The sequence below is a fragment of the Achromobacter sp. K91 genome (genome assembly GCF_003576205.1).
Taxonomy (GTDB): Bacteria; Pseudomonadota; Gammaproteobacteria; order Burkholderiales; family Burkholderiaceae_B; genus Achromobacter; species Achromobacter aegrifaciens.
The window spans coordinates 166,033-178,206 of record NZ_QWFB01000037.1 but is presented as its reverse complement, the minus strand read 5'-3'; the positions used below and the strand labels follow the sequence as shown (position 1 = coordinate 178,206).

Sequence of the window (12,174 nt, the reverse complement as noted above, 5' to 3'; positions counted from 1 at the left end):
GCACGGCCCTCGCGGGCGGGTGTTACGCGCCGATGCCGCGCGCCATCAGCACGGCGAACAGCGGCAGGAAGATGAACAGGTGCGATTCGATCATGACCCAGCGCCGCGCCCGCTTGATGTCGGCGGCCGCAGGCAAGAAGCCCGGCTGCTGCCGCGACTGCTTGGCCCAGCGCAGGAAGGTCATCGTCGGTGCGATCGAACAGAGCCCGATGATGACGAAGAGCGTGATCTTGGCATGGAACCAGGGATTGCTGATGTAGAACGCGGCGCCCTTGATGCCCAGCGTCAGGCGCAGCACACCAGTGATGAGCACCACCACGGCGCTCAGCGCATAGAGGCGGTCATAGATGACCAGGCGCTTGAGGCCGGCGGCAGTGAGATCGGGCCGCAGCAGCACGGCTTCGGCGGTCAGGACCACCACCAGCAGGAAGATGGCCAGGTAGTGAAACCAGGCATACAAGGCGTCGGCCAGCATGTTGACTCCAGAAAACAAGGTTGAACTTGGTTTTTACCATCAGCCCGTGCCGGCGGGCTATCGCGGCGGCATGAGCCCGCGCAATGAAAATGGGCGCCCCGAGGGGCGCCCATTGCTCAGCGGCTGACTATCATCAACGGCGCTTCTTGGCGGCCTCGGCGGCTTCCTGCTGCGCGTCCACCACGGCCAGCGCCGTCATGTTGACGATGCGGCGCACGGTGGCGCTGGTGGTCAGGATGTGCACGGGGCGCGCCGCGCCCAGCAGGATCGGGCCCATCGCGACGCCATTGCTGCCAGTCATCTTCAGCATGTTGTACGTGATGTTGCCGGTGTCCAGCGTGGGCATGACGAGCAGGTTGGCGCGGCCCTTGAGCGTGCTGTCCGGGTAGGCCAGGACGCGGATCTTTTCCGACAGGGCGGCGTCGGCGTGCATTTCGCCGTCGACTTCCAGGTCGGGAGCGCGGTCCTGCACCATCTGGCGCGCGGCGGCCATCTTGCGCGAGGATTCCGTCACGCGGCTGCCGAAGTTGGAGTGCGACAGCAGGGCGATCTTCGGCACCACGCCAAAGCGCAGCATTTCGTCCGCGGCCTGGATGGTGATGCTGGCGACTTCCTCGGCCGTCGGGTTCTCATTGACGTGGGTGTCGGTGACGAACAGCGTCTGGTCGGGCAGCATCAGCACGTTCAGGGCGGCGTAGGTCTGGCCTTCCTTCTTGCCGATGATTTCGTCGATGTACTTGAGCTGGTTGTCGTACTTGCTGGCCACGCCGCACAGCAGGGCATCCGCGTCGCCGCGACGCAGCAGCATCGCGCCGATCAGCGTGTTGTGCTTGCGGATCATCGCCTTGGCGATGGCAGGCGTCACGCCTTCGCGGCCCTTCAGCTGGTAGTACGCGTTCCAGGTTTCGTTGAAGCGGCTGTCGTCTTCCGGATCCACTATCTCGAAGTCCTGGCCGGCCGCCAGGCGCAGGCCGAACTTCTTGATGCGCATTTCGATGACGGCAGGGCGGCCGATCAGGATCGGGAACGCCAGCTTCTCATCGGCCACGGTCTGTACCGCGCGCAGCACGCGCTCGTCTTCGCCGTCGGCGTAGATGACGCGCTTGGGCGCCTTCTTGGCCTGGGCGAACAGCGGACGCATCAGCTGGCCCGAGTGGTACACGAAGCCCATCAGCTTCTGGCGGTAGGCTTCGATGTCCTCGATGGGGCGGGCGGCCACGCCGGAGTCGGCGGCGGCCTGGGCCACGGCGGGGGCGATCTGGACGATCAGGCGCGGGTCGAAGGGCTTGGGGATGATGTAGTCCGGGCCGAACGACAGTTCCTGGCCGGCGTAGGCGCGGGCCACTTCGTCGTTCTGCTCGGCTTGCGCCAGTTCGGCGATGGCCTTCACGCAAGCCAGCTTCATCTCTTCCGTGATGCGCGACGCGCCGGCGTCCATGGCGCCGCGGAAGATGAAGGGGAAGCACAGCACGTTGTTGACCTGGTTCGGGTAGTCCGAACGGCCGGTGGCGATGATGCAGTCCGGGCGGGCGGCCTTGGCCACTTCAGGACGGATTTCCGGTTCCGGATTGGCCAGCGCCAGGATCAGCGGGCTGGCGGCCATGGTCTTGACCATGTCGGCGGTCAGCACGCCGGCGGTCGAGCAGCCCAGGAACACGTCGGCGCCGTTGACCACGTCGGCCAGCGTGCGTGCGTCGGTCTTCTGCGCGTAGCGCTTCTTGTTGGCTTCCATGTTTTCATCGCGGCCGTCCCAGATCACGCCGCGCGAATCCACCACGTAGATGTTCTCGCGCTTGACGCCCAGGTGGACCAGCAGGTCCAGGCAGGCGATGGCGGCGGCGCCGGCGCCGGAGCAGGCCAGCTTGACCTTGCCGATGTCCTTGTTCACGACCTTCAGGCCGTTCAGGATGGCGGCCGACGAAATGATGGCGGTGCCGTGCTGGTCGTCGTGGAAGACGGGGATCTTCATGCGCTCGCGCAGCTTCTTCTCGATGTAGAAGCACTCGGGCGCCTTGATGTCCTCGAGGTTGACGCCGCCCAGCGTGGGTTCCAGCGCGGCGATGATGTCGACCAGCTTGTCGGGGTCGTTCTCGGCCAGTTCGATGTCGAACACGTCGATGCCGGCGAACTTCTTGAACAGGCAGCCCTTGCCTTCCATCACGGGCTTGGCGGCCAGCGGGCCGATGTTGCCCAGGCCCAGCACGGCGGTGCCGTTGGTGATCACGCCCACCAGGTTGCCGCGCGAGGTGTACTTCGAGGCGGCGTCATCGCCCTGGTCGAAGATGGCCATGCAGGCGGCTGCCACGCCGGGGGAGTAGGCCAGGGACAGGTCGTCCTGGTTGGCCAGCGTCTTGGTCGGAGTGACCGAGATTTTGCCGGGGGTGGGGTAGGCGTGGTAGTCCAACGCCATTTTGGTGAGGGTTTCGTCCATGGGATACAGGCCTTGCGGGCGCTAAATGGAAAGGAAATGGGATTGCAAAAAGCGGGCTCGCGGCCCGCCGTATTTTCTGGGAAATGCTTGGGAACACCCGTATTTCAACAGAAAGCGCGGGTGCTTGGTTGTTGCGCTGCAGCGAATGGACGATTTTGCGCAAAACCTCGCTGCATCGCGGATTGCAATCCTATCTATCCCAAGGCGGCGTTTGCCGCGCGCCGGCATTCAGGCGCGCGCGCAACGCCTGGGCATCTTCCTGGCGGTCCAGGCTGTCCAGCGCGTACAGCACGATCCAATCCGCGCTGACCTCGAAGAAGTCGCGCAGCTGGGCGCGGGTGTCGCTGCGGCCGAAGCCGTCGGTGCCCAGCGTGCGGTAGGGCGCGGGCACCCAGGCGCGGATCTGTTCCGGCACGGCGCGCACGTAGTCGCTGGCGGCGACTACCGGGGCGTTGCTGGCGCCCAGGCAGCTGCGGACCCAGTCGGCGCCGGATGCAAGGCCGAGCACGCGGGCGCGTTCGGCTTCGCGGCCGTCGCGGGCCAGTTCGGAAAAGCTGGTGACGCTCCAGACTTCGGCGTCCACGCCGTAATCGGCCTGCAGGCGCTCCGCCGCGAGTTCGGCCTCGCGCAGCATCGGGCCCGCGCCCAGCAGGCGCACCTGCGCCTGCCCGCGCGCGGGCCGCAGGCGGTACATGCCGCGCAGGATGCCCTCGCGCACGTCGTTGCGTGCCGGCATGTCCGGCTGTGCCAGGTTCTCGTTGGTGACGGTCAGGTAGTAGAACTCGTCGCGCTGTTCGTCCAGCATGCGGCGCATGCCGTGCTCGACGATGATGGCGACCTCGTAGGCATAGGCCGGGTCATAGGCGCGGCAGTTCGGCACGGCGGCGGCCATGATGTGGCTGGAGCCGTCCTGGTGCTGCAGCCCCTCGCCGCCGAGTGTGGTGCGGCCGGAGGTGGCGCCGACAAGGAAGCCGCGCGTGCGCTGATCGGCGGCAGCCCAGATCAGGTCGCCGATGCGCTGGAAGCCGAACATCGAGTAATAGATATAGAAGGGCAGCATCGGCAGGCCGTTGACCGAATAGCTGGTGCCCGCGGCCGTCCACGAGGAAATCGCGCCGGCCTCGGTAATGCCTTCTTCCAGGATCTGGCCGTCGCGCGCCTCGCGGTAATACAGCACCGAGCCGATGTCTTCGGGTTCGTAGAGCTGGCCTTGCGCGGAATAGATGCCGATCTGTCGGAACAGGTTGGCCATGCCGAAGGTGCGCGCCTCGTCCGCCACGATGGGCACGATGCGCGGCCCCACGTTGGCGTCCTTGAGCAGGGCGGTGAGCATGCGCACGATGGCCATGGTGGACGACATTTCCTTGCCGTCGGCGGCCAGCGCGAAGCGCGCCCAGTGCTCCGCGTCCGGCGGCGCCAGGCGCGGCGCCTCGGTATTGCGGCGGGGAATGTGGCCGCCCAGCGCGGCGCGGCGCGCCTGCAGGTGGCGCAGTTCGGCGCTGTCCTCGGCCGGGCGGTAGAACTTCAGCGCCAGGCAATCGGCGTCCGAGATCGGCAGCGCGAAGCGGTCGCGGAAGGCCAGCAGCGCCTCGTCATCCAGCTTCTTCTGCTGGTGCGTGGTCATCTTGCCCTGGCCGGCCGAGCCCATGCCGAAACCCTTCTTGGTCTGCGCCAGGATCACCGTGGGCTGGCCGCGATGGCGCACGGCGCGGTGGTAGGCCGCGTGGATCTTCACCATGTCATGGCCGCCGCGGTGGAGGCGGTCGATGGCTTCGTCGCTCCAGTCGGCCACCAGGGCGGCCAGTTCGGGATTCTGGTTGAAGAAGTGGGCGCGGTTGAAGGCGCCGTCGTTGGCCGCGAAGGTCTGGAACTGTCCGTCCACGGTATTGGCGAAGGCGCGCGCCAGGGCGCCGTTGGTGTCGCGCCGCAGGAGCACGTCCCAGTCGCTGCCCCAGACCAGCTTGATGACGTTCCAGCCGGCGCCCGCGTACAGCGTTTCCAGTTCGTCGATGATGCGGCCGTTGCCGCGCACCGGGCCGTCCAGGCGCTGCAGGTTGCAATTGACCACGAACACCAGGTTGTCGAGCTTTTCGCGCGCGGCCAGCGTCAGCGCGGCGATGGATTCAGGTTCGTCCATTTCGCCATCGCCGAAGATGCCCCAGACCTTGCGGTCGCCGCCGGGCATCAGCGAACGGTGCTCCAGGTAGCGCATGAAGCGCGCCTGGTAGATGGCGTTGATGGGGCCGATGCCCATCGAGCCCGTGGGGAATTGCCAGAAATCCGGCATCAGCCACGGGTGCGGATACGACGACAGCCCGCGCAGGCCGCGCGCGCCAGCCGTGATCTCCTGGCGGAAATGCGCCAGGTCCTCTTCGCCCAGAAAGCCTTCCAGATAGGCGCGGGCATACACGCCGGGCGCCGAGTGCGGCTGCATGTAGACCAGGTCGCCGGGGCCGTCCGGGCTCTGCGCGCGAAAGAAATGGTTGAAGCCGACCTCGAACAGGTCGGCGGCCGAGGCGTAGCTGGCGATGTGGCCGCCCAGCTCTCCATGCGCCTGGTTGGCGCGCACCACCATGGCCAGCGCATTCCAGCGGTTGATGCGGGCGATCCGTTCCTCCACGGCGAGGTTGCCGGGGAAGGGCGGCTCCTGATCGGCGGGGATGGTGTTGAGGTAGGCGGTGCGGGTCTGGCTGTTGGCGCGCAGGCCCAGCGAGGCCGCATGACCCAGCAGATTGTCCAGCACGTAGCCCGCGCGCTCAGAACCTTCCGCCTGTACCAGCGATTCCAGCGCCTCACGCCATTCGGCGGTTTCGGCGGGGTCGGCGTCGTGCTGGATGTCTTGCCCGGGGCGGGCGGAACTGGCGTCGCGCATGGTCTTGTCGTCTCCTGGTTTGACGTCCATGCTAGACCCTAGCCCCTGGCATGGGTGATCAAAATTCTGGGGAAACTTCGGAAAATTCAGCATAATCTTTTGCAAGTTTTACCGCTTGCGGCAGCTTCTGCCGAGGATATGCTTGGTGGTCGTATCAGAGGGGTGACCGCCAGGTGGACGCGAAGGCGCTAGAATTCGCGCCTGGCAAGATAGGAATAACTGCAATGACCCAACCCATCAGCGTCCCGGCAGAGGTCACGTTGCCCGAACTTACGTTCCGCGGCATCCTCCTGGGCGCAATCATCACTGTCATCTTCACGGCTTCCAACGTCTTTCTCGGACTGAAGGTGGGCCTGACGTTCTCATCCGCCATTCCGGCGGCGGTGATCTCGATGTCCGTCCTGCGCCTGTTCAAGGACGCGAACATCCTCGAAAACAACATGGTGCAGACCCAGGCCTCCGCGGCCGGGACGCTGTCGTCCATCATCTTCATCCTGCCGGCCCTGGTCATGATGGGGCACTGGCAGGGCTTCCCGTTCTGGCAGACGCTGGGCATCTGCGCCGCCGGCGGCATGCTGGGCGTGATGTTCACCATTCCGCTGCGCCATGTGATGGTGGTGCAGAGCGACCTGCCGTATCCGGAAGGCGTGGCTGCCGCTGAAATCCTGCGGGTGGGCAGCGCCGAGCGCGCCCAGGACGAGGCCGCGGACAACGGACGCGCGCCAGCCAAGGCCGCGACCGGCATGGGCGACATCGTGGCCGGCGGCGTGGTCGCCGCCGCGGTCAGCTTCGCGGCCAGCGGCCTGCGGGTGCTGGGTGACAGCGTCAGCGGCTGGTTCGCGCTGGGCGGCGCGGTGTTCCGTCTGCCCATGGGCTTTTCGCTGGCGCTGCTGGGCGCGGGCTATCTGATCGGCATCGTCGCCGGTCTGGCCATGCTGACCGGGCTGATCATTTCGTGGGGCATTGCCGTACCCATCCTGACTGCCATGGGCGACATCCCCGCGGGCACGTCGCTGGCGAAGTACGCCACCGGCCTGTGGGCTTCGCAGGTGCGCTTCATCGGCGCCGGCGTGATCGGCGTGGGCGCCATCTGGACGCTGGCCACGCTGTTCATGCCGATGGCGCGCGGCGTCAAGGCTTCGTTCGCGGCGCTGACCAAGGCGGGCGCCGCCCGTGCCGGACGCGCGCCGCGCACCGAGCGCGACCTGTCTGCCGGCTGGATCTCGGCCGTGACGCTGGTGCTGGTGGCGGTCCTGGTGGTGACCTTCCAGGTGTTCCTGTCCGGCGCGCCGCTGTCGCCCGCCGGCATCTGGAAGCTGGTGGCCTACGCCGTGCTGTTTGCCTTCGTGTTCGGCTTCCTGGTGGCCGCCGCCTGCGGCTACATGGCCGGCCTGGTGGGCTCGTCGACCAGCCCGATCTCGGGCGTGGGCATCGTTGCCATCGTGCTGGTGTCGCTGCTGATGCTGGCGCTGGGCGGCGAATTGCTGGGCGCGCAGAACGGCGTGCAGATGGCGATTGCGCTGTCGATCTTCAGCACCTCGGCGGTGGTGGCGGTGGCCTCCATTTCCAACGACAACCTGCAGGACCTGAAGACCGGCTGGCTGGTGGGCGCGACGCCCTGGCGTCAGCAGGTGGCCCTGCTGATCGGCTGCGTCGCCGGCGCGGCAGTGATTTCGCCGGTGCTGGAACTGCTTTACAACGCCTACGGTTTTGCCGACGCCATGCCGCGCGAGGGCATGGACCCGGCGCAGGCCCTGTCCGCGCCGCAGGCGACGCTGATGCTGGCGATCGCGCGCGGCATCTTCACGCACCAGCTCAACTGGACCATGATCCTGATCGGCATGGCGGTCGGCGTGGGCCTGATCGTGGTGGACGAGATCATGAAGCGCACCTGCCGCGTGGCCCGGATTCCGGTGCTGGCCGTGGGTATCGGCATCTATCTGCCGCCCACCGTCGCCGCGCCCATCGTGGTCGGCGCGGTCCTGGCATGGCTGCTGGAACGCGCCCTGCGCCGCCGCGCGGCCGCCGCCGGCAAGCCCTACGAGCAGTTCGCCGACGCAGCCAATCGCCGCGGCGTGCTGATCGCCTCGGGCCTGATCGTGGGCGAAAGCCTGGTCGGCGTGCTGATGGCCGGCATCATCGGCGCGGCCGGCACCGAAGCGCCGCTGGCGATCGCCGGCGCGGGCTTCGAGCACACGGCCTCGTTCCTGGGGTTGGCCGTCTTCGTGGCGGTGGCGATCCTGTTCTGGCGCCGGGTGATGAAACTGGCGTGAAGCGCCTGGCCAGTCCTGCCGGGCGGCCGCCTCAGGCGGCGTCCAGCAGGTCGGCCAGCGTGCGGGCGATGACCTTGGTGGCGCGCCGCAGGTCTTCCAGCACTACCCGCTCATCGTTGCGCTTGGCGTGCGATTCCAGCACGGTGCGCGGTCCGGCGCCGTAGATCACGCCCGGAATGCCCGCTTCGGCGTACAGGCGCACGTCGGTGTAGAGCGGCGTGCCCATGGCGGCGATGGGCTCGCCGAACAATTCCTCTCCATGCTTCTGAATGGCCTGCACCAGCGGCTGGCTGCCGGGCAGCGGGCGCATGGAATTGGCCAGCAACAGGCGCTTGATGTCCACGCTGATGCCGGGCACGGCAGCAGCGGTTTCCCGGATGATGCGGCGGATGTCGGCCTCGACCTCGGCCGCGCTTTCTTCGGGGATCATGCGCCGGTCCAGCTTGAACGCCACCTTGCCCGGCACCACATTGGTGTTGGTGCCGCCTTCGATGCGGCCCACGTTCAGGTAGGGGTGGCTGATGCCCGGCACCTCGGAGCGGATTTCCCGGTACCGCGCGTTCTGCGCGTACAGCGCGTTCAGGATGGCAACCGCGCCTTGCAGCGCGTCCACGCCGCTGCTGGGGATGGCGGCATGCGCCATCTTGCCGTGGACCGTCACTTCCATTTGCAGGCAGCCGTTGTGGGCGGTTACGACCTCGTAGCTGAAACCCGCGGCGATCAGCAGATCGGGCTTGGTCAGTCCTTGGGACAGCAGCCAGCCGGGGCCGAGCAGGCCGCCGAATTCCTCGTCGTAGGTGAAGTGCAGTTCGACGGCGCCGCGGCTGGGGCGGGCGACGGCTTCCAGCGCGCGCAGGGCGAACGTGTAGCTGGCGAAATCGCTCTTGCTGACCGCGGCGGCGCGGCCGTACAGGCTGCCGTCGTCGATCTCGCCGCCGTAGGGGTCATGTTCCCAGCCTTCGCCCGGCGGCACCACGTCGCCGTGGGCATTGAGCGCCACGCGCGGGCCGCCCGCGCCGTATTCGCGGCGCACGATCAGGTTGGTGATCGATTGCAGGCCATAGTCCCGCACGGCCTCGGCGGGCACGGGATGGGCTTCCGCCTGCAGGCCGAAGCCTTGCAGCAGCTCGGCCGTGCGCTCGGCATGCGGTGCGTTGTTGCCGGGCGGCGTGTCGGTCGGCACGCGCACCAGCTCCTGCAGGAAGCGGACTTCCTCGTCAAAGTGGGTGTCAATCCAGACGTCGAGTCGGGCGTAGTCGGTCATGGTCGGCTATTGGGTGTCGTGGGCAAGGTCGTCGAGCAGGTTCAGGAACGCCAGCACGGCAAGCTGGATGTCGTCGCTGGAGGTGGATTCGCGCGGGTTGTGGCTGATGCCGGAATTCTGGCCGCGCACGAACAGCATGGCCTGGGGCATGACCTCGTGCAGCTTCATGGCGTCGTGGCCGGCGCCGCTGGGCATGCGGTGGACGGGCAGTCCCAGCGCGTCGACGGCGCGTTCCCAGCGCTGCTGCCAGGCGCGATCGCTGGGCGCGGCGGCGGCGCGCATGGTTTCTTCCAGCGTGTAGCGCAGGCCGCGGCGCTGGCAGATGGCTTCGAGTTCGGCCAGCACGTCATGCGCCAGCGCATCGCGCTGCGCGTCGCTGGGCGCGCGCAGGTCCAGGCTGAAGCGGCATTCTCCCGGCACCACGTTGATCGAACCGCCCGGGACTTCCAGCATGCCTATGGTGCCGACCGAGTCGCCGTCGCGGCCGGCGCGCTGCTCCACGTACAAGGCCAGCTCGGCCGTGGCGGTGGCGGCGTCGCGGCGGCGGTTCATGGGCGTGGTGCCGGCGTGGCAGGCCAGGCCGTGGATCCGCACCTGGTAGCGCACGCAGCCGTTGATGGACGTGACCACGGCCAGCGGCAGCCCCATTTCGTAGAGCACCGGCCCTTGTTCGATGTGGACTTCGACGAAGCCCAGATAGCGGGCAGGGTCGCGCTTGAGCTTGGGAATGTCTTCACTGCGCAGGCCGGCTTGCGCCATGGCGTCGCGCATGCTGACGCCGTCGGCGTCCTGCTGGTCCAGCCATTGCGGCTTGAAGTCGCCGATCAGCGCGCCCGAGCCCAGGAAGGTGGCGCGGTAGCGCTGGCCTTCCTCTTCCGCGAAGCCGATGACTTCCAGGTGGTAGGGCAGGCGCTTGCCCTGGCGGCGCAGTTCGCGCACGCAGGCCATCGGCACGAAGATGCCCAGCCGGCCGTCGTATTTGCCGGCGTTGCGCACGGTGTCGTAATGGCTGCCCGTCATGAGCGTGGGGGCGTCGGGGCTGGCGGCCTGGTAGCGACCGACCACGTTGCCGACCGCGTCGATGCCGACCTCGTCGAAGCCGCAGTCGCGCATCCATTGCGACAACAGTCCGGCGCAGGCGCGGTGGGCTTCGGTCAGGTAGGTGACGGTGAGCTGCCCTTTTTCGGCGTAGCCGGGATCGCTGTGGACGGCCAGTTGCTCGCCCCAGTCCCAGATGTCGTTGCCGATGGCGGGTTCGGCGCCGAAGCCATCGCGCAGGCGGATCTCGGCGATGCGGTGCAACTGCTGCTGGGCCTCATCGAACTCCAGGTCCGGCGGGTTGTCCAGGCGGCGGGTGAACTCGTCGATCACCTGCTGGCGCGTCATGCCGGCGCCGCGCGGGCCGCGCACGGCCAGCACGAAGGGAAAGCCGAACCTGGCGCGGTAGTCGGCGTTCAACGCTTGCAGGCGGGCAGATTCGGCGGGCGTGCACGCGGCCAATCCGGCCAGGTCCTGTTCGCGCGCCGAATCCGCGTCCTGGGGCGTCCCTGCTGCCAGCTCGGGATGGGCGCGCAGTAGCGCCGTCCGGGCATCGGCATCCGCGTCGTTCACGGCGCGGCGCAGGCGCTGCGCCAGGTCGGCCAGCGAGCGGAACGGCCGGTGGCCAAGCGCGCGTTCGGCGATCCAGGGCGCGCGGCCGTACAGGCCGTCGAGCATGGCGGCGGCGTCCGCGGGCGCTGCCGCATTGAGTTGGGCTAGGGTGTGGGCCATGGCCGTCCTGTTCAGGCGTTGGGGGTGTAGGGATGCGCCGCCTTCCAGTGGCGCGCGATGTCCAGGCGCCGGCAGACCCAGACGCGGTCATGGCTGGCAATGTGGTCCAGGAAGCGCTGCAGCGCAGTGATGCGGCCGGGCCGGCCCAGCAGGCGGCAATGCATGCCGATGCTCATCATCTTGGGGGCCTCGTCGCCTTCGGCATAGAGCGCGTCGAAGCTGTCCTTCAGGTACTGGAAGAAGGGATCGGCGTGCGAATAGCCCTGCGGCAGCGCGAAGCGCATGTCGTTGCAGTCCAGCGTGTAGGGCACGATCAGTTGCGGCACGACGCTGCCGTCCGTTTTCTGTACGCGCATCCAGAAGGGCAGGTCGTCGCCGTAGTAGTCGCTGTCGTACTCGAAGCCGCCGTAGTCGGCCACCAGACGCCGCGTGCGCGGACTGTCGCGTCCGGTGTACCAACCCAGCGGACGGCTGCCGGTCAATTGCGTGATCGCGTCCATGGCCAGGCGCATGTGTTCGCGCTCGGTGGCCTCGTCGATGTGCTGATAGTGGATCCAGCGCCAGCCGTGGCAGGCGATCTCGTGTCCCAGCTCGACGAAGGCGGCGGTCAGCTCGGGGTGGCGCTGCAAGGCCATGCCGACGCCGAACACCGTCAGCGGCAGGCCGCGCTTCTCGAATTCGCGCAGGATGCGCCAGACGCCGGCGCGCGAGCCGTACTCGTAGATGCCTTCCATGCTGAGGTGGCGCTCGGGATAGCTGGCGGGGTTGAACATTTCCGACAGGAACTGTTCGGACCCGGCGTCGCCATGCAGCACGCTGTTTTCGCCGCCTTCCTCGTAATTCAGCACGAACTGCACCGCGATGCGCGCCTGCCCCGGCCATCGGGCATGCGGCGGATTGCGGCCGTAGCCGGCCAGGTCGCGGGGGTAGGGGAGCGTGGAATCGTAGACGGTCATGGACAGGCGGGCGGAGTGCAACGGCGCGCGGCGGCCGGGCGTGGGTGGGCGGACGACTTCCTGATGATCAGCACCATAGCTGGAAATCCTAGTTTTGTATACAAACTATGTACATAATTTTGCGGAGGCGATG

8 protein-coding genes are annotated in these 12,174 nt (G+C 67.6%); 2 read left to right on the top strand and 6 right to left on the bottom strand.

The genetic code is table 11. From position 1 onward, the window contains the following. Window positions 1–22: 22 nt before the first annotated feature. The gene (locus DXK93_RS19850) at window positions 23–475 is read right to left on the bottom strand and encodes a DUF2214 family protein (RefSeq protein WP_119450943.1); all 453 of its coding nucleotides are present in this window, start codon (window positions 473–475) and stop codon (window positions 23–25) included. Here DXK93_RS19850 and DXK93_RS32500 point away from each other — a divergent pair. After that, entirely contained in the window at window positions 474–602 is a 129-nt protein-coding gene (locus DXK93_RS32500) for a hypothetical protein (protein ID WP_255423521.1), read from the top strand. The two genes, DXK93_RS19850 and DXK93_RS32500, sit on opposite strands and share 2 nt — an antisense overlap. Window positions 603–608: 6 nt before the next feature. Here the strand turns inward: DXK93_RS32500 and DXK93_RS19845 are convergent, their stop codons facing one another. Then, window positions 609–2,906: an NADP-dependent malic enzyme gene (locus DXK93_RS19845; protein WP_054450748.1), complete on the bottom strand. Its 2,298-nt coding sequence runs from the start codon at window positions 2,904–2,906 to the stop codon at window positions 609–611. Between the two features lie 190 nt (window positions 2,907–3,096). Further along, window positions 3,097–5,778: an alpha-ketoglutarate dehydrogenase gene (gene mdeB, locus DXK93_RS19840; RefSeq protein ID WP_119450942.1), complete on the bottom strand. Its 2,682-nt coding sequence runs from the start codon at window positions 5,776–5,778 to the stop codon at window positions 3,097–3,099. A 224-nt stretch (window positions 5,779–6,002) separates the two neighbouring features. Here mdeB and DXK93_RS19835 point away from each other — a divergent pair, with 224 nt between their 5' ends. Next, complete coding sequence (locus DXK93_RS19835; protein WP_119450941.1) at window positions 6,003–8,051, top strand: OPT family oligopeptide transporter; 2,049 nt, start codon at window positions 6,003–6,005, stop codon at window positions 8,049–8,051. Between the two features lie 31 nt (window positions 8,052–8,082). Here DXK93_RS19835 and DXK93_RS19830 read toward each other — a convergent pair whose 3' ends face one another. The 3 genes from DXK93_RS19830 to puuE are packed head-to-tail and all read right to left on the bottom strand — an operon-like array spanning window position 8,083 to window position 12,041. Further along, window positions 8,083–9,315 carry a M20/M25/M40 family metallo-hydrolase gene (locus DXK93_RS19830; protein WP_119450940.1) on the bottom strand — a complete coding sequence of 411 codons (1,233 nt, stop codon included), beginning with the start codon at window positions 9,313–9,315 and terminating at the stop codon, window positions 8,083–8,085. 6 nt (window positions 9,316–9,321) lie between these two features. Then, the gene (gene uraD, locus DXK93_RS19825; RefSeq protein ID WP_119450939.1) at window positions 9,322–11,085 is read right to left on the bottom strand and encodes a 2-oxo-4-hydroxy-4-carboxy-5-ureidoimidazoline decarboxylase; all 1,764 of its coding nucleotides are present in this window, start codon (window positions 11,083–11,085) and stop codon (window positions 9,322–9,324) included. Window positions 11,086–11,096: 11 nt separating this feature from the next. Beyond that, window positions 11,097–12,041, bottom strand: coding sequence for an allantoinase PuuE (gene puuE, locus DXK93_RS19820; protein ID WP_054450757.1), 945 nt, complete (start codon window positions 12,039–12,041; stop codon window positions 11,097–11,099). Between the last annotated feature and the right edge of the window lie 133 nt (window positions 12,042–12,174).

Excerpts from the sequence above, each read along its gene's own strand:
- DXK93_RS32500 (WP_255423521.1), top strand. The coding sequence starts at position 474 with ATGTTGACTCCAGAAAACAAGGTTGAACTTGGTTTTTACCATCAGCCC.
- DXK93_RS19850 (WP_119450943.1), bottom strand. The coding sequence starts at position 475 with ATGCTGGCCGACGCCTTGTATGCCTGGTTTCACTACCTGGCCATCTTC.
- DXK93_RS19845 (WP_054450748.1), bottom strand. The coding sequence starts at position 2,906 with ATGGACGAAACCCTCACCAAAATGGCGTTGGACTACCACGCCTACCCC.
- mdeB (WP_119450942.1), bottom strand. The coding sequence starts at position 5,778 with ATGCGCGACGCCAGTTCCGCCCGCCCCGGGCAAGACATCCAGCACGAC.
- DXK93_RS19835 (WP_119450941.1), top strand. The coding sequence starts at position 6,003 with ATGACCCAACCCATCAGCGTCCCGGCAGAGGTCACGTTGCCCGAACTT.
- DXK93_RS19830 (WP_119450940.1), bottom strand. The coding sequence starts at position 9,315 with ATGACCGACTACGCCCGACTCGACGTCTGGATTGACACCCACTTTGAC.
- uraD (WP_119450939.1), bottom strand. The coding sequence starts at position 11,085 with ATGGCCCACACCCTAGCCCAACTCAATGCGGCAGCGCCCGCGGACGCC.
- puuE (WP_054450757.1), bottom strand. The coding sequence starts at position 12,041 with ATGACCGTCTACGATTCCACGCTCCCCTACCCCCGCGACCTGGCCGGC.